Source organism: Sulfitobacter sp. SH22, from assembly GCF_965641905.1.
In the GTDB taxonomy this organism is placed as follows: domain Bacteria; phylum Pseudomonadota; class Alphaproteobacteria; order Rhodobacterales; family Rhodobacteraceae; genus Sulfitobacter.
Genome location: NZ_OZ282573.1, coordinates 2361771 through 2383666 on the forward strand (window position 1 = coordinate 2361771; position 21896 = coordinate 2383666).

18 protein-coding genes are annotated in these 21896 nt (G+C 58.8%); 6 read left to right on the forward strand and 12 right to left on the reverse strand.

What is annotated here, in order from left to right; all coding sequences use genetic code 11:
* Positions 1 to 40: 40 nt before the first annotated feature.
* The 3 genes from ACSQ13_RS13680 to ACSQ13_RS13690 all read right to left on the reverse strand — a co-directional run bounded on the left by ACSQ13_RS13680 (position 41) and on the right by ACSQ13_RS13690 (position 4550).
* Complete coding sequence (locus ACSQ13_RS13680) at positions 41 to 916, reverse strand: 50S ribosomal protein L11 methyltransferase (protein ID WP_176248154.1); 876 nt, start codon at positions 914 to 916, stop codon at positions 41 to 43.
* Positions 917 to 978: 62 nt separating this feature from the next.
* Positions 979 to 2211, reverse strand: a complete 1233-nt coding sequence (locus ACSQ13_RS13685; RefSeq protein ID WP_295511500.1) for an MFS transporter — start codon at positions 2209 to 2211, stop codon at positions 979 to 981.
* A gap of 143 nt (positions 2212 to 2354) precedes the next feature.
* The gene (locus ACSQ13_RS13690; RefSeq protein WP_295511502.1) at positions 2355 to 4550 is read right to left on the reverse strand and encodes a primosomal protein N'; all 2196 of its coding nucleotides are present in this window, start codon (positions 4548 to 4550) and stop codon (positions 2355 to 2357) included.
* 118 nt (positions 4551 to 4668) lie between these two features.
* Between ACSQ13_RS13690 and fsa the strand changes: the two genes are divergently transcribed.
* The 3 genes from fsa to ACSQ13_RS13705 all read left to right on the forward strand — a co-directional run bounded on the left by fsa (position 4669) and on the right by ACSQ13_RS13705 (position 7252).
* Positions 4669 to 5322: a fructose-6-phosphate aldolase gene (gene fsa / locus ACSQ13_RS13695; RefSeq protein WP_295511503.1), complete on the forward strand. Its 654-nt coding sequence runs from the start codon at positions 4669 to 4671 to the stop codon at positions 5320 to 5322.
* Positions 5323 to 5603: 281 nt separating this feature from the next.
* The gene (locus ACSQ13_RS13700) at positions 5604 to 6311 is read left to right on the forward strand and encodes a DUF484 family protein (RefSeq protein WP_176248150.1); all 708 of its coding nucleotides are present in this window, start codon (positions 5604 to 5606) and stop codon (positions 6309 to 6311) included.
* Positions 6308 to 7252 (forward strand): tyrosine recombinase XerC, encoded by a 945-nt coding sequence (locus tag ACSQ13_RS13705; RefSeq protein WP_176248149.1) that lies wholly within the window; start codon positions 6308 to 6310, stop codon positions 7250 to 7252. Before ACSQ13_RS13700 ends, ACSQ13_RS13705 begins: the two co-directional genes overlap by 4 nt.
* 75 nt (positions 7253 to 7327) lie before the next feature.
* Here ACSQ13_RS13705 and meaB read toward each other — a convergent pair whose 3' ends face one another.
* Positions 7328 to 8299 (reverse strand): methylmalonyl Co-A mutase-associated GTPase MeaB, encoded by a 972-nt coding sequence (gene meaB / locus ACSQ13_RS13710; RefSeq protein ID WP_295511509.1) that lies wholly within the window; start codon positions 8297 to 8299, stop codon positions 7328 to 7330.
* A 105-nt stretch (positions 8300 to 8404) separates the two neighbouring features.
* Here meaB and hrpB point away from each other — a divergent pair, with 105 nt between their 5' ends.
* Complete coding sequence (hrpB, locus tag ACSQ13_RS13715) at positions 8405 to 10819, forward strand: ATP-dependent helicase HrpB (protein WP_295511512.1); 2415 nt, start codon at positions 8405 to 8407, stop codon at positions 10817 to 10819.
* A gap of 131 nt (positions 10820 to 10950) precedes the next feature.
* On the opposite strand, the gene msrB is transcribed toward hrpB, so the two are convergent.
* The 3 genes from msrB to ACSQ13_RS13730 form a co-directional block, all read right to left on the reverse strand.
* A complete protein-coding gene (gene msrB / locus ACSQ13_RS13720; protein WP_176248146.1) occupies positions 10951 to 11442 on the reverse strand; it encodes a peptide-methionine (R)-S-oxide reductase MsrB in 492 nt (163 codons plus the stop codon).
* 415 nt (positions 11443 to 11857) lie between these two features.
* Complete coding sequence (locus tag ACSQ13_RS13725) at positions 11858 to 12550, reverse strand: anti-sigma factor (RefSeq protein WP_295511516.1); 693 nt, start codon at positions 12548 to 12550, stop codon at positions 11858 to 11860.
* Positions 12547 to 13089: a sigma-70 family RNA polymerase sigma factor gene (locus ACSQ13_RS13730; RefSeq protein ID WP_176248144.1), complete on the reverse strand. Its 543-nt coding sequence runs from the start codon at positions 13087 to 13089 to the stop codon at positions 12547 to 12549. The genes ACSQ13_RS13725 and ACSQ13_RS13730 overlap by 4 nt, the downstream gene beginning before the upstream one ends.
* Positions 13090 to 13306: 217 nt before the next feature.
* On the opposite strand from ACSQ13_RS13730, the gene ACSQ13_RS13735 reads away from it, so the two are divergent.
* Positions 13307 to 14506 carry an NAD(P)/FAD-dependent oxidoreductase gene (locus ACSQ13_RS13735; RefSeq protein ID WP_295511519.1) on the forward strand — a complete coding sequence of 400 codons (1200 nt, stop codon included), beginning with the start codon at positions 13307 to 13309 and terminating at the stop codon, positions 14504 to 14506.
* Between the two features lie 21 nt (positions 14507 to 14527).
* The gene (locus tag ACSQ13_RS13740) at positions 14528 to 15367 is read left to right on the forward strand and encodes an NAD-dependent epimerase/dehydratase family protein (protein ID WP_176248142.1); all 840 of its coding nucleotides are present in this window, start codon (positions 14528 to 14530) and stop codon (positions 15365 to 15367) included.
* A gap of 64 nt (positions 15368 to 15431) precedes the next feature.
* On the opposite strand, the gene ACSQ13_RS13745 is transcribed toward ACSQ13_RS13740, so the two are convergent.
* From ACSQ13_RS13745 to ACSQ13_RS13765, 5 genes are all read right to left on the reverse strand, one after another.
* Positions 15432 to 16427 (reverse strand): ABC transporter ATP-binding protein, encoded by a 996-nt coding sequence (locus tag ACSQ13_RS13745; RefSeq protein WP_176248141.1) that lies wholly within the window; start codon positions 16425 to 16427, stop codon positions 15432 to 15434.
* Complete coding sequence (locus ACSQ13_RS13750; RefSeq protein ID WP_176248140.1) at positions 16424 to 17425, reverse strand: ABC transporter ATP-binding protein; 1002 nt, start codon at positions 17423 to 17425, stop codon at positions 16424 to 16426. The genes ACSQ13_RS13745 and ACSQ13_RS13750 overlap by 4 nt, the downstream gene beginning before the upstream one ends.
* Positions 17422 to 18564: an ABC transporter permease gene (locus tag ACSQ13_RS13755; RefSeq protein WP_176248139.1), complete on the reverse strand. Its 1143-nt coding sequence runs from the start codon at positions 18562 to 18564 to the stop codon at positions 17422 to 17424. Before ACSQ13_RS13755 ends, ACSQ13_RS13750 begins: the two co-directional genes overlap by 4 nt.
* Before the next feature lie 5 nt (positions 18565 to 18569).
* Complete coding sequence (locus ACSQ13_RS13760; RefSeq protein WP_176248138.1) at positions 18570 to 19574, reverse strand: ABC transporter permease; 1005 nt, start codon at positions 19572 to 19574, stop codon at positions 18570 to 18572.
* A gap of 107 nt (positions 19575 to 19681) precedes the next feature.
* Positions 19682 to 21721: an ABC transporter substrate-binding protein gene (locus ACSQ13_RS13765; RefSeq protein WP_295511527.1), complete on the reverse strand. Its 2040-nt coding sequence runs from the start codon at positions 21719 to 21721 to the stop codon at positions 19682 to 19684.
* Positions 21722 to 21896 lie beyond the last annotated feature (175 nt).

Here is a 21896-nt window from a genome sequence, read left to right on the forward strand (position 1 = left end):
TTTCCACAAAATCGCACCAAATGCGGCGCAAAAGCGGCTGTTATTGTGTCGATTTCTGGACCGTTAACGTTGTCCAGTCGCCAATCATCTCTCTGTTAACCAGATTGATGCCAGATCGTGCATAAACCTCAACCACGTCATCTGCTTGCTCGTTCAGGATTCCAGACAGAATCGCCATGCCGTTCGGGGCCAGCGCCTCTGCCATATCCGGGGCCAGCGCAACCAGCGGCCCTTTCAGGATATTTGCAAAGATCAGATCAAAGGGGGCCTTTGCGGCAAGATCGGGGTGATCAAACCCGGCTGCCTCTACGCAGATCAAACGATCGCTTAGCCCGTTCGCCGCAGCATTCGCCCGCGCCACGTCAACCGCAACCTCGTCGATATCGCTGGCCAACACGGGGTTCGGCCATATCCGCGCGGCAGCCATCGCCAAAACGGCAGTGCCACAGCCGATATCAGCCACGTTCTGCGCAACCATACCGCCATTGGCCAAGCGGTCCAGCGCCCGCAGGCAGCCCAATGTCGTGCCGTGATGCCCTGTCCCGAATGCCATCGCGGCCTCGATCAACAGCGGCTCACAGCCCTCGGGCACCTTGTCGGCGTCGTGGCTGCCATAAACGAAAAACCGACCCGCCTCGACGGGGGACAGTTCGCGGCGCACATGGGCCACCCAATCGGTCTCGGGCAGTTCGGAAACCACGAAATCTTTTGCGCCCATCGCAGCCGCCAGAATTGCCAAGGCAGTCTGGTCCGGGGCTTCCTCGAAATAGCCGCCCACTTCCCACAGGCCCGATCCGTCTTCCATCTCGAACACGCCAACCCCTGTTGGCTCCGGGGTCAAACTCTCCATCGCCTCGCCCAAAGCATAGGCTGGCGTGCGTCCTTCAAGGGTCGTCAGGGCTGTGAATGTGGGCATTGGTCTCTCCGCAGGTTGCTCGCGTCGCCTAAAGCAGGGGCGCGGGTCGGGTCAAGGCTTGGCTATTGGGCGGCCACGGTCTGTGGTCGCGAAAATATCGTCTCGTTGCCCGGCATGGGGTGGCGCGGGATCATCAAGGACAGGATCAGCGACACCCCCGCCATCGCCGCGGCCAGCACGAATACCGCAGCGGGCGACACCAGCCACAGCAGGCCAAGGCCGACAGGCAGGAACACCGCCGCAATATGGTTGATGGTAAAGGCAACCGCCGCAGTGGGCGCGATATCACCAGGATCGGCGATCTTCTGGAAATAGGTTTTCAAGGCCAGCGCCAGCGCAAAAAACATGTGGTCAATCACATACAGGCTCGCCGCCACGACCACACCCCAGCCCAGATAATAAACGCCGCCATAGGCCAGAAACACCATGATCAGCCCGACATATTCAAACGACAGCGTCCGCCGTTCCCCGAAAAACCCGACAGCCCGCCCCATAAGCGGCGCGAATATCATGTTGGCGATCAGGTTGACCAAATACAGCAGGGTGATTTCATGCACATCAAAGCCAAACCGTTCGACCATCATGAAGCCCGCGAACACCACGAATATCTGACGCCGCGCGCCCGACATGAACTGCAATGCATAATAGAGCCAATACCGCTTGCGCAGCACCATCTTTTTGACCTGCGGATGCGGTGCCTCGAACTGCGGATAGGCAAACAGCGCGAACAAGGCGACGACCACGGTGACACTGCCGCCAATCATGTAAACGATGTTATAGGACAGCGACAGCGTGTCCCACAGCGCCATAATCGCCAGGTAAGCCACCAAAGTCGCAGCAGACCCCGCCGCCATCAACCAGCCGATCATCCGCGGCGCATCTTCAATCTTGAGCCATTGCAACTGCAACGACTGGTTCACCGTCTCGTAATAATGAAACCCGATCGAGCTGAGCATGGTGATCGTCAAAATGCCGCCCATTGACGGGAACCAGGCCATGACAGCCGTGGCCGCCCCCAGCAAAACCAGCGACACCAATCCCAGGACCTGCTCGCGCACAAAGATGATGATCGCAATCACACCAACAGCCAGAAACCCCGGAATCTCGCGCACCGTATGCAACAGCCCGATATCCGAGCCGTCAAAATTCGCGACCTCGATCACAAAGTTATTCAGCAACGCCGACCACGTATTGAACGCCACCGGCATGGCCAAAGCCATCAGGAACAACAACGCCACCGGGCGGCGCCAAAACGGTTGATGCTTGGCATCCTCAAGGGTCACAAATTGGGTCATGGCAAATCCTTTACGCCCCATTCCCAACCTTGACGAGGTCAAATCAAACGAAGGCGGTGCAATGAAATCCCGCCGCCTCTTCCAAATGGAAATAAATCCTCGCCGAAGGCATGTTTTGCCGGTCAGGCAAAACCAATAAAGACTCAGTAAAAACTTTGCGGGTCAATATCGACGGCAATCCGTACATCCCCCTTCAAACGCACCTGCCCGACCCATCTGGCCAGCGCCTCTTGCAGGGGCACCGACTTGTCTGCCTTGACCAGCAACCGCACGCGGTGACGCCCGCGCACCCGTGCAATCGGCGCGGGGGCGGGGCCGTAAACCTGCGCACCAACCGCACGCAGCGGCCCGTCCTGCCGCGCCAGTTGGTTGCCCGCATCAAACAGCGCAGCCACATCCGGCCCGCTCAGAATGATCCCCGCCATGCGCCCGTAGGGTGGCACACCGGCCTGCCGCCGCTCTGCCGCCTCGGCCTTCCAAAAGGCTTCTTCCTCGCCCGCCAGAATGGCGCGGATCACCGGATGGTCGGGCTGGTAGGTCTGCAACATCGCGGCCCCCGGTGCCTCGGCGCGTCCGGCACGCCCCGCGACCTGCCGCATCAACTGAAAGGTCCGCTCGGCAGCGCGCAGGTCCGACCCCATCAGCCCAAGATCCGCGTCAATCACCCCCACCAATGTCAGGTTCGGAAAGTTATGGCCCTTGGCGACCAGTTGCGTCCCGATGATGATGTCTGCGGCCCCCTCGGCAATGCCCGCGATCTCGGCCTTCAGGGCGCGGGCCGATCCGTACATGTCCGAACTCAGCGTGGCGACCCGTGCGTCCGGCCACAGCTCGGCGGCCTCTTCGCCCAACCGTTCGACCCCCGGCCCCACGGCGGCCAACTTGCCTTCGACCTCGCAGGACGGGCAGGCATCGGGCATCGGTTTGCTTTCGCCGCATTGATGGCAGACCAGTCGCTTGAGGAACCGGTGTTCGACCATGCGCGCATCACAATGATCGCAAGCGATCTGGTGCCCGCAGGCCCGACACAACGTCACGGGCGCATAGCCGCGGCGGTTGATGAACAACATCGCCTGCTCGCCGCGCTCCAGTCGTTTATCGACCTCTGCACGCAAGGTCGGTGACACCCATTTGTCGCTTGGCAATCCTTCAGCGCGCATGTCGATTGCGCCCATTTCCGGCATGACGGCAGGCCCGAATCGCGAGGTCAGCTCGACCCGCGTGTATTTACCCGCCTCGGCATTGGCCCAGCTTTCCAGACTGGGCGTGGCCGAGGCCAGAACCACCTGCGCCCCGCAGATCGATGCGCGCAGCACCGCCATGTCGCGGGCATTGTACAGCACGCCTTCTTCTTGCTTATAGGAGGTGTCGTGTTCTTCATCCACGACGATCAGCCCCAGATTCTGGAACGGCAAGAACAGCGCCGACCGCGCACCGATCACCACTTGTGCCTGCCCCTGCCCGACCATGCGCCAGATGCGGCGGCGTTCGGTCATGGTGGCCCCTGAATGCCATTCGGCAGGCTTTGCGCCAAACCGTGCTTCGACCCGGTGGAGGAACTGTTCGGTCAGCGCGATCTCGGGCAGCAGCACCAGCGCCTGACGTCCGGCTTTCAGCGCGGCGGCCACGGCCTCAAGATAGACTTCGGTCTTGCCCGACCCCGTCACACCGCGCAGCAATGTCGTGCCGTATTTGCCTGAGTGCACCCCTTTGGCCAGCAGCGCCGACGCATCCGCCTGATCCTGTGTCAGATCTTTGCTGGGCAGGCTTGGGTCCATCCGCAAAAACGGCACATCGCGGGGGCTGTCCTGTTCAACCACGGCATCTTGCGCAACCAATCCCTTGATCACCGATGACGTCACCCCGGCCATCTCGGCCAGCTCCTTGAGGGTAAAGGACAGATCACCGTATTCCGCCAGGGTTTCCAGCACCCGACGCCGGGCATCTGTCATGCGGTCGGGCTCTGATGTGCCGCGCCGGTAAATCTTGCGCATCGAGGGCGGGTCGCCCAGCCCCGGCGCGCGGGTGGCCAGCCGCAACATCGCGGGCATCGGCGTCAGCGTATAGGCGGCGGCCCTGCTCAGGAACGCGCGCAACTCCTCGCGCATGGGGGCGGCGTCCATCACGCGTATGACGGACCGGATTTTCGACAATTCGTAATCGCCCTGCCCCGCGCCCCAGACAACACCCAGAACTTTGCGCGGGCCCAGCGGCACCTCGACAAACGCCCCCAGATGGCAGCCGCCTTCGGGGGCCTTGTAATCAAGGGCGCGACCCAAGGGTTGGGTTGTCAGAACGGCGACCAAATCACCTTGGTGAAAGAATTCAGGGGATGTCACCAGCGGCTCCGGCCTTGGGTTACGGGAATTAGGGTTTCAGCAGCGCGGATCATGCGCTAAAGCGTGTGGCAACAGACATAGCCATTAGGCCACTCTATTCCAACCGGAAGGAAGCAATATGAAATTCTTTGTAGATACAGCTGAAATCGACGCGATTGCAGAACTGAACGATCTGGGCATGGTCGACGGGGTTACAACCAACCCGTCGCTGATCCTGAAATCGGGCCGTAACATTCTGGAAGTCACAAAAGAGATTTGTGATCTGGTAGACGGCCCCGTGTCGGCCGAAGTTGTCGCCCTCAAGGCAGACGACATGATCGCCGAAGGCCGCAAGCTGGCCGAGATCGCGGAAAACATCGTTGTCAAACTGCCCCTGACATGGGACGGCCTGAAGGCCTGTAAGGTTCTGTCGGGCGAAGGCAAGATGGTGAACGTGACGCTTTGCTTCTCGGCAAATCAGGCGTTGATCGCGGCCAAAGCCGGCGCGACATTCATCTCTCCGTTCATCGGTCGTTTGGATGACATCAACCTTGATGGCATGGAACTGATCCAGGATATCCGCATCATCTATGACAACTACGGTTTCGAGACTGAAATTCTGGCCGCATCGATCCGCACGGTGAACCACGTTCTGGAAGCCGCGCGTATCGGTTCCGACGTGATGACCGCCCCACCAGAAGTGATCAAAAAGCTGGCCACGCACCCGCTGACCGACAAAGGTCTTGAGCAGTTCATGGCCGACTGGGCCAAGACCGGTCAGAAGATTCTGTAAAACATTCTGGCGTGCGCTGTTCTTGGGCATCGCACGCTACATGCCCGGGTCTGGCAGGAAAATCCGGCTGAATGACGGTGCGGTCTGGAGCTCCGGCTTTCTTTGGTCCCCTGATTCTGCCCTCATTCGACACCGCAATGACCCTATCAACGCCAAAGTTGCATTGGCGCACGGGGCCGAAAAACATCAATCTGCGAAAAAACCGGCGCGTTGCCGAAAGAAAAAAGCAGATTTTGGGATTCCCGCGTGTTATTGCATTAAAAAATAAAAACGAGACGAGCATGAGCAGTAGCCACAAAATCGAAGATTCCCTTCGGGAAGCGATCATTTCGCAGCCAGATGTCATCCTTGACGACAATGACGTGATGCAGGCCCTGATCGCCGCCAACGAACGTGCGATGGGCGGCAATATCGTCGATCTACGCGGAATCGCGATGGACCGGCTGGAAACACGCCTGGACCGGCTGGAAGACACCCATCGTAATGTCATCGCCGCTGCCTATGAAAATCTGGCGGGCACCAATCAAATTCACCGCGCCATTCTGCGGATGCTTGACCCTGTCGAGTTCGAAACATTCTTGCGCGATCTGGGCGGCGATGTTGCTGACATCCTGCGGGTCGATGCCGTCAGGCTGGTTCTGGAATCTGTCCAGAACGACAATGATCCGGCGGTAAAGCGACTGGGCGATGTACTGAACGTGGCTGAACCCGGCTTTATCGATGATTATCTCACCTCCGGGCGCGGCGGCAACGTGCGTCAGGTGACCCTGCGCGGCGTTCAGGACAGCCCCGCAAGCGTTTATGGCGATAACGCCGACTGGATCAGATCCGAAGCCTGCCTGAAACTGAACTTTGGCGATGGCCGCCTGCCCGGTCTGCTTATTCTGGGGTCGGAAGACCCGCATATGTTCGGGCCGCAACAAGGCACAGACCTGTTGGGCTTTTTCACCGGCGTGTTCGAGCGGGCGATGCGCCGCTGGTTGTCTTGAGCACGGGTGTAAATGCTCTTCTGATCAGCCCCGCCGCGCGGGATGCGCTGCAAACCTGGCTTGACCACCAACGTGCCCTGAAAGGTGCCGCCGAAAATACAATCACCGCCTATCAAGGCGACGTGATCGATTTTCTGGCGTTCATGACCTTGCACAAGGGCGACAGTCAGGGCTTGGGCGCATTGGCCAGGCTGACCATCTCGGACATGCGCAGCTGGATGGCCAAAACACGCGGGCCGGATGTCGGGCCGCGGTCTTTGGCGCGCAAGCTGTCATCGGTCAAAGCCTTCTATCGGTGGCTGGCCGAACGCGAGGGATTCGAGCCCACCGCCGTTCTATCGACACGGTCCCCAAAATTTTCCAAAAAGCTCCCCCGCCCCTTGGCTGTGGATGCCGCCAAAGCGATGATCGACTGCGTTGAATTGCAATCGCGCCATGCATGGGTGGCTGCGCGCGATGTGGCCGTGCTGACCCTGCTGTGGGGCTGCGGGCTGCGCATATCAGAGGCGCTTGGCCTAAAGGGCGCTGACGCACCGTTGCCGGATGTGTTACGCATTGTCGGTAAGGGCGGCAAGGAACGGGTTGTTCCGGTGTTGCCAGCCGCCAAAGACGCCGTAGACGCCTATCTGCGCGCCTGCCCCTTTCCACAGGAACGCGACGCCCCCCTGTTCAAGGCGATGCGGGGCGGCCCGTTGGCAGCGCGGGCGATTTCACAGGTAATGATGGATGCGCGGATGCAACTGGGGCTGCCCGCAACAGCGACGCCACACGCCATGCGCCATAGCTTTGCCACCCATCTGCTGGACGCGGGCGGCGATCTGCGTGCCATTCAGGAGCTGTTGGGTCACGCATCTCTGTCGACCACCCAAGCCTATACTGCGGTCGATACGGCGCGTTTGATGGAAGTCTACAACAGCGCCCATCCCAAAGCCGCCAGATAGCCCCTGCCCTTTCGTCCGGTGCCGATTTTTTGTAAAAAAATCGTGCCGGAATTTTTCAAAAATTCCGCCGCGATCCTAACGGTCGAGCTGCATAACGAAATCCTGAGCGGCCTTTGTCGGGTCTTCAAGCCCCTCTGCCACGCGGTCGCCCAGAACCTTGAGCGCGGCTTTCGCCTTTGGGGTTTCAAGCTGGGCCAGTAATTCCTGCTTCACCGATTGTTCGAACCAGTATCGCGCCTGCGACGCACGCGTGCCTTGCCAAAATCCGTTGTCGCGGCGCCATTCGATCAACTTCTGGACCTCGTCCCATGTCTCGGCCAATCCGTCTTCTTGCAGCGCAGACACCATCATCGCTTTGGGGAAACCATCAGGGTCCTGGGGCCGCTTTCGCATCAACCGCAACGCCCCTGCGTAATCCGCACATGTCCGCGAAGCTGCGAGTTTCAGATCCCCGTCGGCCTTGTTGACCACGATGATGTCCGCCATTTCCATGATCCCGCGTTTCACGCCTTGCAATTCGTCCCCCCCGGCAGGGGCCAAAAGCAGCAAGAACAGATCGGACATTTCCGCCACAACGGTTTCAGATTGTCCGACCCCCACCGTTTCAATCAACACCACATCAAAACCTGCGGCCTCGCACAGGCTGACCGCCTCACGGGTGCGGCGGGCCACGCCACCCAGATGGGTCTGGCTGGGCGACGGGCGAATAAACGCGGCCTTTTCGCGCGACAGCAGATCCATGCGGGTCTTGTCCCCCAGAATAGAGCCGCCCGAGCGCGACGAGGACGGATCTATCGCCAGAACCGCCACGCGCAATCCGCGCCCGATCAGCATCATGCCAAAGCTTTCGATAAAGGTTGATTTGCCAACCCCCGGTGTGCCCGACAAACCGATCCGCAGGGCTTCGCGGTCTTTGGGCAACGCAGCCAAAAGGGCTGTGGCCTGCGCGCGGTGGTCCTCGCGGGAGGATTCGACCAGCGTGATCCCCCGTGCCAATGCCCGCCGTTCGCCTGCAATGATACCCTTGGCCAATTCATCAATATTCATGCGCCGTCCCCATGCCTTGGCCTGCATCTTTCAAGCGATGCGGCGCAAATGTCCAGACCAACGCAAGGGTTGGCGGCGCAAGCCATTTGTCCCATAAGCTGACGCATGGCCTATGACCTTCCTATTGATGATGTGATGCCGCAGGTGATTGACGCCCTGCGCGCGTCCGGCCGTGTCGTTTTGCAAGCCCCGCCCGGTGCCGGTAAAACCACGCGCGTTCCTTTGGCAATGCTGGATGCGGGCCTGACCAAGGGCAAAATCATCATGCTGGAACCCCGCCGCCTTGCCGCGCGGGCGGCTGCCGAACGGATGTCGACCACCCTGGGGCAGGATGTCGGCCAGACGGTCGGCTTTCGCGTGCGCGGGGCATCCGCCATCAGCGCCCAGACCCGTATCGAGGTGGTGACCGAAGGCATTCTGACCCGCATGTTGCAGCAGGACCCCGATTTGCCCGGTGTCGGTGCCGTGATCTTTGACGAATTCCACGAACGGTCGCTGAACGCCGATCTCGGGCTGGCGCTGTGTCTTGAGGTGGCGGGCGCGTTGCGCGACGATCTGCTGTTGGTGGCCATGTCTGCCACCCTGGATGCAGCCCCCGTTGCGGCCTTGATGGAGGCCCCGATTGTCACCTCTGAGGGGCGCAGTTTTCCTGTGACATCGCATTGGCTGGACCGGCCGACCGGCAAACAATGGTTCGAACAGGCTGTTGCCGATCTGGTGATCCATGCGCTGCATACCTCTCCGGGGTCGGCGTTGGTGTTCCTGCCCGGCGAAGGCGAAATCCGCCGGGTCGAGGCCGCATTAAGGGACCGCATACCGTCAGACTGCACCTTGGCCCCTTTGTTTGGTGCGATGGAATTCAAGGCGCAGCGGGCCGCCATTGCGCCGGCGGAAACAGGGCGGAAGATCGTTCTTGCGACCTCGATCGCCGAGACGTCTTTAACCATCGAAGGCATCCAGATCGTCGTGGATGGTGGCAAGGCGCGGCGTGCCCGGTTTGACCCAGCATCGGGCATGTCACGGTTGGTGACGGATCGCGTCACGCGGGCCGAGGCCACCCAAAGGGCGGGTCGCGCGGGCCGAACCAGCGAAGGGGTGGCCTACAAGCTGTGGACGAAGGGAGAGGAAGGCGCGTTGGCCGCCTTTCCTCCCGCCGAGATCGAGGTTGGCGATTTGTCATCCTTTGCGCTGGAGCTTGCGATCTGGGGGGCTCAGGCCACTGATCTGGGCTTCGTCACCCCGCCCCACGAAGGCCGTCTGGCAGAGGCCCAAGCTGTGTTGCAGATGTTGGGGGCCTTGGATGGTAACGCGCGGATCACCGAACACGGGCGCGCTCTGGCAAAGCTGCCCTTGCATCCCAGACTGGCGCATATGGTGGCCAAAGGCGGGCGCAGCGCGCCGACGCTTGCTGCCATTCTGGCGGAGCGTCACCCGCTGCGCGGTGCCCCCGTTGATCTGTCGCTGCGCATGGACGCCGTTGCAGGCAAACGCACCTTGGGAGAGGTCAACCACGCCACCCTCGCCCGCATCCGCCAAGAGGCCAAGCGCCTTGCGCGGGGTCAGAAAACCGACGGGCCTGACACATTGGGCGTGCTTGCCGCGCTGGCCTATCCCGACCGTGTAGCCTTGCGCCGCAAGGGCGACAGCCCGCGTTTTGTGATGTCAGGCGGAAAGGGGGCGGTGATGCCTGATGGCGACCCGATGGCCAGCGAGCGGTTGCTGGTTGCGACCGATCTGGACGGTGACCCCCGCGAGGCGCGCATCCGTCAGGCCGTGCGCCTGTCTGACGCGGATTTACGGGCAACATTTCCCGAACAGATCGGCTGGCATGATGTTTGCATCTGGTCCCGCCGCGAAGGGCGGGTTCTGACGCGGCAACAAGAACGGTTCGGTGCCTTGGTGCTGGATGATCGTGCGTGGTCAGACGCCAGCCCCGATGAAATCGCGCTGGCGATGCTGGACGGTGTGCGGCAGCTTGGGTTAATGCCCGGTAAGGCCGCGAAACTGTTCCTTGCCCGTGCCCGGTTGATGGGCAGCGATTTCCCCGATTTCTCAGAGGCGCATCTGATGGCGACGCTGGAGGACTGGCTGCTGCCGCATCTGACCAATGTCCGCAGCACCGGCGACTGGAAGGGGTTTGATCTGCATCCGGCGCTTGTGGCGCGGCTGTCGTGGGATGAACAACAAATGCTGGACAAGGCAGCACCGGCGCATTTCACCACCCCTCTGGGGCGCAAGCTGGCAATTGATTATGACGGCGCGCAGCCGCAGATATCGTTGCGCCTGCAAGAGGTGTTCGGTGTCACCCGCCACCCGATGATCGCCGGCCAACCGCTGCAAATCACCTTGCTGTCCCCCGCCCAGCGCCCGGTTCAGGTGACCACGGATCTGCCGGGGTTCTGGACAGGATCATACGCCGATGTCCGCAAAGACATGCGCGCCCGCTATCCGCGCCACCCGTGGCCCGAAGACCCGACACAAGCCGACCCGACCTTGCGGGCGAAACCGCGTGGAACCTGAAATGCTGTTTGTTTAAACCAAGGAACGGTTTGGGTTTTTGCCCAGATTGTTAACCAAGACGGGCCGCCCTTTACAGGCGGCCCGAAGATATGGTGACATTGACCTAGCGGTCGATCATGCGGCTTATGTGTTTAAACAGCTGGCTTAAACGTCAGTGCGACGCCGTTGATGCAGTGCCGCTGGCCTGTCGGTTTTGGCCCGTCATCGAACACATGGCCCAGATGCCCGCCGCAGCGGTCGCAATGCACCTCGGTGCGCACTGAAAACAGGCGGCGGTCTTCCATCGTGGCAACGGCATTTTCCAATGGTGCATAGAAGCTGGGCCAGCCGGTTCCACTGTCGAATTTTGTCTCGGAGCTGTAGACAGGTTGGTCGCAGCCTTTGCATTGAAATGTCCCAGCGCGTTTTTCGTCGTTCAGAGGGCTGGAAAAAGCCCGCTCCGTCCCCGCTTCGCGAAGCACGTCGTAAGCAGCAGGGTCCAGGCGCGCACGCCATTGTTCGGGGGTAAAGCTCACCTCGAAATCACCTTTTGCCACGTTAGCCGCCTGCGCGGCCCCGACGAAAGCAAACGGAGATGCAGCCGCAACAACACTGCCAAATTTTATAAAATTCCTACGTTTCATGGGAGGCCCCTTTCGACCGGATCATTCTTGATACCTGATAGAATTGAACTGCCGAGCGCCCTGAATATCAGGGTCGTTCGGCAGATACTCGTTACCATGCGCCATGCGCTTACACTGATTAAACTTACTCAAGCGGCAAAGAGTTCCGTTATACCTTAAGACTCATTAACGTTGCACCGGTCTGAACCCGCTTTCCCACCGATCGATGCCCCCGTTTGCAGGCGGCACAGATACGATCGAAAACACCACGTTGCAGCATCAATGAACGCCAAACATGCTGCCGCTTCTTTATTCACAAAGTTGGATGACAAACCGTTGCCACGGCTGACCAAAAAACAAACAGTTTTATCCGCATTGTCTGGATGGCCGCCAGGTCGCCCATCCCCGCCAACAATCATTTCCTGACATCAGGCCGTCACAGCGTTGTCATGGGCCCCGCGGCCAAGACATCACCCGTTGGCCCGCCCGTCGGTGAGCCGCCCAAAGGTTCATCCGTGATCGCCAATGTAAACTGCGCCGCCTGACTGCGTAGCGCGGCCGGCACCAAAATGCGTGCGGTTTCACTGTCAGGCAACACCCCAAGCGAAATAGGGGCCTGTCCGGGCAGAATGGCCCACAGTTCCAACGATCTATCCGTCCGGGCCTCGCCTGCGATCCGCCGCAGCGCAATTTCATGGCTTACCGGTTCAATCACGGCCAAAACTTGCAAGGGGCCTGTGTCGCTCACCAATTGCGCGGCCAGAACTGCCGGTTGTTGGTTCGGTTGCGTATTGATCGTCAATAGCTGAACGCCCAGATAGCCCGCAAACAGAAGGGCAGCCACACTGATCCCCTGCCAGAGCCACACCCGCTCAAGGATGGAAACCCGCTTGGCCGGGAACACCTGCGCAAGCATCCGCTGTTTCAACCTTGCAGGCGGGGCAACCGGATCAATGCTATCGGCCATCGCCGCCAGACGCTCTTGCCAGAACACGACATGGGCGGCAAAGGTCGGGTCCGTGGCCATCCGCCGACGTCCCGCAGTCCGATCATCATCCGAGGCAAGCCCCAATACCAGCTCTGCGGCATGAATGTCGTCATTGTCGGGAAACTCTGTTTGATCGGTCATTGGCTCATACACTCCCGCAGGGCGATCAATCCTCGGCGCAGCCATGTGCGCATTGTGTTCAACGGCACGCCAAAACGGTCCGCAAGATCGGCATAGGTTTCACCATCCAGATAAGCGCCCCGAATGGCATTGCCGCGGTCTTGCTCAAGAGTGTCGAGGCAGCCTGACAGACGCAGCGCCTCTGAGGATGCGACGGCGGCTTGTTCGGGGTTGGGACCGGGGGCAACCAGTTCAAAACCGGGGGTATCAATATCCTGATGGCCCTTTTTGCGTGCCCTTAGCCGATCGATGGCCGTGTTGCGCGCAATCGTGATCAGCCATGTCATCGGGCTTAACCCGTTGGCATTATACCGGTCTGCGTTTTTCCAAATCTTTACAAAAGTATCCTGCATCGCATCCTCTGCTGCAGCGCGCTTGTTCAACACACGCAGGCATACCCCAAAAAGTTTCGCGGAAACACGATCATAAAGCTGCTCAAACGCCGCGCGATCCCGAAGTGCTACCCGCGCGATAAGGTTTTCAATTTCGTTCCGGTCCATGTGCACGGGTCCGTTCTCCAAAAGATCGAAAGTATACTATAGCGTAATCAACTAACTAAAGTTTGGCATGGATTTTTCCAATGAAAATACTGTCAGCCGGTTTGATACCATGCACATGCGGTGCAACCTAATTTCTATTGCGGCTGTCTTACAAATAGGGTCGATATTGGCAGATGCTTACCCTCAAGCGAAACACCACCCATGAAAGGCCCTTGATATGACCCATTTGCGTTCGTCCTATGACGTGGTGATTGTGGGCGGTGCGATATTTGGATCATCCCTTGCGTGGTGGCTGACGCAGACTTCGGGCTTTGACGGGACCGTTCTGGTGATTGAACGTGACCCCACATATCAATTCGCGTCAACAAGCCACACGAACAGCTGCATCCGGCAACAGTTCAGTTCTGCGATCAACATCAAGGTGTCGCAATTCGGCGCAAAGTTCATCAAGAATTTCCGCGCCTTCATGGGCAACGATCCGGAGGTACCGCATCTTGCGCTGCAAAGCTTTGGCTACATGTATCTTGCCGATGATCCCGAGTTCGCGCAGACCCTTTTGCGCAACCAGCAAATACAGGCGTCTCTTGGCGCAGGCACAAAACATCTAACCCGTGACGAGATTGCCGCCGCCTATCCGTTCTATCAGCTGGACGATATTCTGGCGGGCAACCACAACCTGATCGACGAAGGCTATTTCGACGGCGGCACGATGTTTGACTGGTTCAAACGAAAGGCCAAACGCGGCGGGGTCGAGTTTATTCACGACGAGGTCGTCGCGATGACCAAATCACCCGACGGCAAATCGGTCACATCCGTCACGCTGAAATCCGGCTGCATTGTTGCCTGCGGCACCGTGGTGAACGCATCAGGCCCCCGCGCCCTTGCCACTGCGCAGATGGCAGGGGTTTCCCTGCCCGTTGAGCCGCGCAAACGCTATACCTTTGTCTTTGATGCCGCCGACCCGTTGGACCGTGATCTGCCACTGACGATTGACCCGTCCGGCATCCATGTTCGCAGCGAGGGCAAATATTACATGGCAGGATCGCCGCCTGACGATGATCCGGCCGTTGCCTATGACGATTTCGGGTTTGATCACAGCCTGTGGGAAAACAAGGTCTGGCCAGCCGTTGCCACCCGCATACCCCAGTTTGAACGGGTCAAGGTGATCAATGAATGGGTCGGGCATTATGCCTATAATACACTGGACCAGAACGCGATTCTGGGGGCCCATAACGAGGTCGGGAATTTCATATTCATGAACGGCTTTTCCGGGCATGGCTTGCAACAATCCCCTGCGATCGGGCGCGGGATTGCTGAACTGATTGCCTATGGGGAATATCGCAGCCTCGATTTGACGCCTTTTGATTACGCCCGGATAGAGTCACAAAGCAAGATGATCGAACAGGCCATCATCTAAAGAAAAACAAGGAGACGACGAATGTTGAAGAAATTGGTTTTGACCGGCGCTGCGGGGCGTCTTGGGTCTTATCTGCGCGAACCTTTGTCGAAGATGTGCGAGGAGTTGATCAGCACCGATATCGCGGATGACATCGGCACCTTGTACCCGAACGAGCGTTTCGCCCAAGCCGACATCGCGGTCTACGACCAGATTGCGCCGCTTTTGGAAGGCGCTGATATGGTTGTCCATTTCGGCGCAATCGTCGATGAAAAACCGTTCGAAGAATTGCTGGGCCCGAATTTTGTCGGCTCCTATAACATCTGGGAAGCCGCCTATCGGCACGGGTTGCAGCGCGTTGTTTACGCGTCGTCGATCCATGCGGTCGGGATGCATAAAAAGGCGGATTTCATCGGCATTGATGCGCCCCACAAGCCCGATACGTTCTACGGTCTGGCCAAATGTTTCAGCGAAGACCTTGCCAGCATGTATTGGGACAAGCGCGGCCTAGAGGCGGTTTGCCTGCGCATCCTGAGCTGCGCACAGGTCAATAACCCGCGCGCCTTGGGGTCTTGGCTGTCTTATGATGACCTGATCCAGCTTGTTACCCGTGCCATCGACACGCCGTCGGTCGGGTTCAGCGTGGTTTACGGTGTGTCAAACAACGACCGCGCACCGGTCGACAATGCCAAAGCCTCGTTTCTGGGGTACCGCCCCAAAGACAACGCCGAACAATTCGCCGAGACCATTCTGGCGAATGCAGCACCGGCAGACCTGAAAGACCCCGGCGAAATGTGCCACGGCGGGCCGTTTGCATCTGTCGATCTGGGGCAAAGCGGTGTCGCGTCGATGAACATCGTCAACGATAAAAAGAAGACCTGAAACGGGTCAGCGGCGGTGGTTCGGTTTTTTGCCCTGATCCACCGCTGAACCACTCCACATGCAGTTAGTCAGCCAGTTCCTGCCAGCGATGGCAGGCGACCTTGTGTTCGATGCCTGCGGCTTCCAACGTCGGTTCCTCCACGCGGCACCGGTCAATCGCCACGGGGCAGCGGGTTTGAAACTTACAGCCTGGCGGCGGGTTGGTGGGCGACGGGATTTCCCCCTCAAGCTTTTGCGCCTTGCCCCGGTCATCGGGGTCCAGCGACGGGATCGCCGACAGCAATGCCTTGGTATAGGGATGGCGCGGCCCCGAAAACAGCGTGCGCGTCGGCGCGGTTTCGACAATGCGACCCAGATACATGACGGCCACATGATCGCAGACATGCGCGACGACGCTTAGGTCGTGGCTGATGAACAGGAATGTCAGCCCCATATCCTGCTGGATCGCCTTGAGCAGGTTCAAAACATCCGCCTGAATGGACACATCCAACGCCGCGACGCTTTCATCGGCCACGATAAACTTGGGGCCGGACACCAGGGCGCGCGCGATAGAAATACGCTGGCGCTGACCACCTGAAAACGCATGGGGAAACCGGCGCAGGTGTTCGACGTTCAACCGGCATTTGGCGGCGATTTCGCGAACCCGCGCGTCGGTCTCAGCGCGGTTGCGGGTCAGGCCCATCACCTCGAGCGGTTCGGCGATGATGTCGCGCACGGTCATGCGGGGGCTGAGCGCGGCATAGGGATCCTGAAAGATCAGTTGTGCGCGTTTGCGGTAGTCTTTCAGCTCTTTCTTGCCGAGCTTTTTGAGCGAATAGGCGACTTCGCCATCGTCAAACACCACGTCGCCCCGGCTGATCGGTGCCGCGCGCAGCATGGCGCGGCCCAATGTTGTCTTGCCGGAACCGGATTCGCCAACCAGCCCGAAAAAGCTGCCCGGCGCGATTTCGATATCGACGTTTTCGACGGCACCGACATAGGGTTTCGGGCCGATCAATTTGCCACGCAAGGCATAGTGGACCGACAGGCCCTTGGCTGCGATCAAGGGTTTGTTGGTCATGTCGTCCCCTCTTGCGGATCATAGAGATGGCAGGCGGCAAAGTGATCCGCATCGACGTTGTGAAACGCGGGCACCTGCGCGGCACAGCGCGGGCCGATCACCTCTTGGCAGCGGGTGTGATAGACGCAGCCCGAAGGGCGTTCCAACGGCGAGGGAATATCGCCGGGGATAGGCGTGAGCGGTGCGTCAATATCATCAAGTGTTGGCAAGGCAGCCAGCAGCCCGCGGGTGTAGGGATGCGCAGGTTTGCGGATCACATCCCGCACGGTGCCCTGTTCGACCAAACGGCCCAGATACATCACCGCCACCTTGTCAGCGGTCTGCGCAATCACCCCCAGATCATGGGTGATAAAGACGATCCCCATGCCAAATTCTGACACGAGGTCCTTCATCAGGTCAATGACCTGCGCCTGAATGGTCACGTCCAGCGCCGTTGTGGGTTCGTCCGCGATCAGCAGCTTGGGCTTGGTCGACAGTGCCATCGCGATCATCGCGCGCTGCCGCATCCCGCCGGACAGTTCGAACGCATATTGACCAAAGCGTGTGGAAGGGTCGGAAATGCCAACGCGGTCCAGCATCTCGATCGACACCTCCTTGGCCTGCGCCTTGGAGAAATTCGTGTGGATCAAAAGCTGTTCCACCATCTGGTCCCCGATAGAGATCGCAGGCGCGAAACTGGCCATCGGTTCCTGAAAGATCAGCGATATCGCCCCGCCGCGCACGATCTTCATCTCGCGGTCGGTTTTCAACGACAACACATCCACCGGGCCGTCATCCAGATGCAAGGTGATCTTGCTGTCGGGGCCATAGACCGCATTGCCGGGGTTCAGCTTCATCAGCGACTTGGCGGTCACGGATTTACCCGACCCGCTTTCGCCGACCAGCCCCATGACCTCGCCCGCCTCAAGGCTGAAGGACACGTTATCGACAGCGGTGATGCGGCCTTCGTCTGTGTCGAATTGCAAGGTCAGGTTTTCAACGTCGATCAGTCGGCTCATTTCTTGGTATCCCCATACGGATCAGCCGCATCGCGCAACCCGTCCCCCACAAACACAAATGCCATCACAAGGATGATGAAAAACACCACCGGAATGAAATACCATTGATAATTCAGCAAAACATCGGCGCTGGTGACGTTTTGCAACATGACACCCAGCGAATTGACAGGGTCCTTGAGGCCAAGCCCGATAAAGCTGAGCGCGGTTTCGGACAGCACCATATACGGAAAGGAAATGACCAGATCGACGATGATGTAGCTGGTAAAACTGGGCAGCAGATGTTTGCGGATGACATGCCCGCTGGAGGCCCCGCAGAGCCGCGCGGCCAGCACATATTCCTGATTACGTTCGGTCAGGATGTGGGTGCGTACGCGCCGCGCCAATGTGGGCCAGCCGATAAAGCCCAAGATGATCGAGATGAAGAAAAACCTTTCCTCCGCGCTCCAGGTGTCGGGGATAAAGGCGGCCAGCGCCATGAACAGCGGGATCGCCGGAATGGTACGCACGGCATCGGTCGCCATTTGAATGACGGAATCCGCCCAGCCCCCATAGAACCCCGATATGCCCCCGATCACCAAGGCAAGCACAAAGGCGATCAGCACCCCGATGGTCCCCACCGCAAGCGATGTGTTGATGGCATGGAACGTGCGCGAAAAGATGTCCTTGCCGGTTGAATCGGTCCCGAACAGGTGGATGTACCCTTCGTCCACGCCAAACAGATGGGTGTTGAAGGTCATGAAGAACAAGGAATATTCGGACCCTTCGACAAAGAATTTCAGGTAATGCCGTTTGTCTTTGTTGACGGTCGTGACCCACCTGAAGTTCGTTTTGATCGATCGCTCACGCTCTAACGCGTAAATGAACGGCCGGAACGAACATCCGTTGTCATCGCAGAAATGCGGGACGGTGGGGGCACCGTTCAGATAGTCTTTGTCGCGGCCCGCGATGGTCGGGTCATAAGGCGTTAGGAACGGCGCAAATATCCCCGACAGGATCAACACCACCAACACCCAAGCCGCGACCATCGCCGCTTTTTGTTTCTTGAAACGGGTCCAGATCAATTGCCCTTGGGACGCCGTAAAATAGGCATCCTTGGCGGTTTGGTCGATCGCGGCGTCATAGCTATTGGTATCTGCCATTTTCATTACCCCAATATGCTGCGGCGGATGCGCGGATCGACCAAGGCCAACACGATGTCCGTGATAAAGTTGATGGCCACGATGCTGCCCGTCAGGAAAAAGATGATCGCGCCTGCAAGCTGTTGATCGTTCGATCGCGCCAATGCCTCGATCAGCAGCGACCCCGCCTCGGTCAGGGTCAGGATCAGGGCCACGATGGGCAGTTCGTTAAAGATGCGGTTCAAGTCGAACCCCAGCGAATTGATGATCGGGCTTAGCGCGTGGCGTGCGGGGTAGCGCAGCAACAAGCGGCGGCCCGACACCCCGCGCGCCGCAGCGGCGGTGACATAAAGCTTGCTGATCTCGTCCGACATCAGCGCGCGCACCGTCTGGATCGCGAATGCCGTGGCCGACCAGCCAAGGATAAAGACCGGCAGCCAGACGTGGCTCAGGAAATCCCTGACCTTGGCGGCGTCCCACGGTGCATCGCGGTACTGGGGTGAAAACAGCCCCGTCAAACTGTCGCCGAACATCACCGTTGAAAACAACATGATCATCAGCGCCAGCAAGAAGTTCGGCAATGCCAGACCCAGATAGCTGACCAGACGCAGCCCGTTGTTTAGAAACGGGTTGCGCGATGTGGCGGCGATGATCCCAACAGGGATCGCGATGATATAGGCCAGCAAAAGGGAGCCAAGGCAGATGCCGATGCTCAACCAGACCTTCTGACCCAAGAGTTGATTGATGTTCAGGCGCAAGATGCAACTGTCGCCAAATTCGCCTTGGAAAGCGTTGAATATCCAGCCGGTCCAACGTTCCAGAAAGGGGCGGTCCAGACCAAGGCGCACGCGCTCTGCCTCGATGTCAGCGATCGAAATCTGCGCGCCCTGGCTGTTTTTGAACGCCAGATAGCGTTCTGCACAATCGCCCGGGACCATTTCCATCAGGGAAAAAACGATAAAGGACACAAGGCACAGCGTGATAAACGCAAGCACCAAGCGGATGAACGCAAACCTTAAAAATTGCACCATGAATGTTTTTGCCCCGCAGCAGATGACGACCCATTTGGGTTCGCTGTTATAAAGGTTGCGGGCCAACAACGCTGGCCCGCAACCCGGTTCATTTCAACAAGCGATGATTACTCGTCAAAGAACCACTGCGACGGACGGTAAGGGTAGGTCCGGTAATAGGCATAGGACGCTGTCTTGAACTCGGGGAAGTTCTTGAGCGCATTGGAGTGGTAGATCGGCTTTTGCTCTTTCACCGTACCGATGAAGAGCAGGTTGCCGGTCATTGCCTCGACCAGTTTCAGACCCAAGGCATCCGATTCAGGGGTGCCAACGGGCGTTGCCTGAAACGCTTTGACGTCTTCCATCATCTGCTTGGCATAGGCGGGCGGCTCAACACCGGATGCGCCATTTGAGTCAACATATTCGCCCCACAGCATCGCCGTGCGCATGTTGAAATAGTTGTCATAGGGCGGAATAAAGATTTCCGCGTTCCCCAAGACAACGGCCAAAGGTACCGATTTCTCCCAAAGCGTCACATCCAGCTGGTTGGACGATTGCGAGGACCGGTATTCATCCGATGTCACTTCCTTGACCGTGTTGTTGACCCCCACATCGCTCCAGCTTTGGCCGACAAGTTCAACAATCTTGATCGATATCCCTTGCGTTGCGACTTGCAGGTTCAGGATCAAAGGATCGCCATTTGGCAATTCGCGCATACCGTCGCCGTCAACATCGACAACGCCGATTTCATCCAGCAGCGATTTTGCCATTTCAGGATCGAACTGCGCGTAATGCTGTTCCCATTCCGGTGTGACAAAGCCGGGCGTGGGCGAAAAGCCGACATATTGCTGCGGCGTACCCAGACCGAACATCGCGACTTCGTTGATTTCGTCGCGGTTCATTGCCACAGACATGGCCTGACGGAACTTCAGATCGCCGAACACCTTGCGTTTTTCCAGATCTTCAGACGTCACGTTGAACGCAAAAGTCGGCATGGTGATGTCGGGTTTCAGATCGACGGTAAAGCCGGCTTTCTCTTGGTTTTCCATCAACAGCGGGACGTAGTCGATTTGCAAAGCCTGCGCTTTATAATCCACTTCGCCGTTCACTAGCTTGAGCAGACGCACTTCGCTTTCGCCGACAAAGATTTCGTCCATTTCGTTGATATAGGGCAGTTGATGGCCGGCTGTATCGACCATGTAGTAATAGGGGTTCGCCACGAATTGACGGCCCTCGGTCGTCTCGGAAATCACGATGTGGCTTTCCAATGTCGGTGCTGCATCCAGCGGCAGGTTTGCGACCTTGTCGGGATGTGCCAGCATCGGTGTTGGCGTGTCCATCCAGTCAGAGCTGCCGTAATAGGCTTTGATCAGGTCATAGCCGCCTTCAAACCCAAGCGATTGTGCCAATGTATCGGCGTCGGGGTTGATGGCCGGGTGATACTGGCCAAGGAAATGCTTGGGCTGAAAGCCTTGGGCATAGTGGTTGGCGAAATGGGCCAGAAACCCGGGCTTGGGCGATGGCATGGTGAAACGCACCGTCAGCGGGTCAATGACCTCGACCTTCATCGGCTCGCCACCGGCAAGAACGTAATCCTTGGGGCTTTCGATCACCTTGGGATCAAGCGCAAGGTTCTCGTACCAGAACGCGACATCCTCGGCACCAAAGGGCTGGCCGTCGGACCATTTATGGCCTGCGCGCAGGACAAATGTCAGCTGGGTATAGTCGTCATTCCATGACCAGCTTTTTGCGACGTTGGGCACGATGGTGGTCAGGTCATCGGCATAGCGCACCAGATTGACGTGGCGCACCGACATAAAGTCGGATGTGCCCGCCTCGGTCGCGTTGGACAGGGCATTGAACGTCCCGCCATAGCTGCCGATCATGTCATAGGGGGCGACGACCAAAGGCTCGGACGGCAAACGGTCGGCCAGTGCGGGCATTTCGGGGTTGCCGCGAATGCGGCCGTTCAGGGCGGCGATATCCGGGTTCTCGGACATCTCGAGGGTGCAATCGGCCAGGCCTTGAAATTCGGCCAGTTCATATTGCTGCGGAAATGCGCCAGCGGCGACGCCCATCGGATCGGAAACGGTGACAGCCGGACAGGCCGCCATCGCAGCACCCGCCATAAGCGTCATCGCCGCGCTGGATAAAAGTACCTTCTTCATTCGTCTCTCCTTGTTGGTCGTGATGTGCGTATCCTTTTCCGGACCGCTGGGCTTTGTGCCCTTTTGCGCCTGCAATGCGTTTGCCGCATTATGTTGGTTTTATGGGTTGGATGTAAAAACGGTGTGACACGGTCCTTCGGCAACGCACCCCGTTTTTGTGCATCGGTGTAAGATT

What these genes read in the sequence shown, in the direction of transcription:
- ACSQ13_RS13680 (WP_176248154.1), bottom strand. Translation starts at nt 916, where the DNA reads ATGCCCACATTCACAGCCCTGACGACCCTTGAAGGACGCACGCCAGCC.
- ACSQ13_RS13685 (WP_295511500.1), bottom strand. Translation starts at nt 2,211, where the DNA reads ATGACCCAATTTGTGACCCTTGAGGATGCCAAGCATCAACCGTTTTGG.
- fsa (WP_295511503.1), top strand. Translation starts at nt 4,669, where the DNA reads ATGAAATTCTTTGTAGATACAGCTGAAATCGACGCGATTGCAGAACTG.
- ACSQ13_RS13700 (WP_176248150.1), top strand. Translation starts at nt 5,604, where the DNA reads ATGAGCAGTAGCCACAAAATCGAAGATTCCCTTCGGGAAGCGATCATT.
- meaB (WP_295511509.1), bottom strand. Translation starts at nt 8,299, where the DNA reads ATGAATATTGATGAATTGGCCAAGGGTATCATTGCAGGCGAACGGCGG.
- hrpB (WP_295511512.1), top strand. Translation starts at nt 8,405, where the DNA reads ATGGCCTATGACCTTCCTATTGATGATGTGATGCCGCAGGTGATTGAC.
- msrB (WP_176248146.1), bottom strand. Translation starts at nt 11,442, where the DNA reads ATGAAACGTAGGAATTTTATAAAATTTGGCAGTGTTGTTGCGGCTGCA.
- ACSQ13_RS13725 (WP_295511516.1), bottom strand. Translation starts at nt 12,550, where the DNA reads ATGACCGATCAAACAGAGTTTCCCGACAATGACGACATTCATGCCGCA.
- ACSQ13_RS13730 (WP_176248144.1), bottom strand. Translation starts at nt 13,089, where the DNA reads ATGGACCGGAACGAAATTGAAAACCTTATCGCGCGGGTAGCACTTCGG.
- ACSQ13_RS13735 (WP_295511519.1), top strand. Translation starts at nt 13,307, where the DNA reads ATGACCCATTTGCGTTCGTCCTATGACGTGGTGATTGTGGGCGGTGCG.
- ACSQ13_RS13740 (WP_176248142.1), top strand. Translation starts at nt 14,528, where the DNA reads ATGTTGAAGAAATTGGTTTTGACCGGCGCTGCGGGGCGTCTTGGGTCT.
- ACSQ13_RS13745 (WP_176248141.1), bottom strand. Translation starts at nt 16,427, where the DNA reads ATGACCAACAAACCCTTGATCGCAGCCAAGGGCCTGTCGGTCCACTAT.
- ACSQ13_RS13750 (WP_176248140.1), bottom strand. Translation starts at nt 17,425, where the DNA reads ATGAGCCGACTGATCGACGTTGAAAACCTGACCTTGCAATTCGACACA.
- ACSQ13_RS13755 (WP_176248139.1), bottom strand. Translation starts at nt 18,564, where the DNA reads ATGGCAGATACCAATAGCTATGACGCCGCGATCGACCAAACCGCCAAG.
- ACSQ13_RS13760 (WP_176248138.1), bottom strand. Translation starts at nt 19,574, where the DNA reads ATGGTGCAATTTTTAAGGTTTGCGTTCATCCGCTTGGTGCTTGCGTTT.
- ACSQ13_RS13765 (WP_295511527.1), bottom strand. Translation starts at nt 21,721, where the DNA reads ATGAAGAAGGTACTTTTATCCAGCGCGGCGATGACGCTTATGGCGGGT.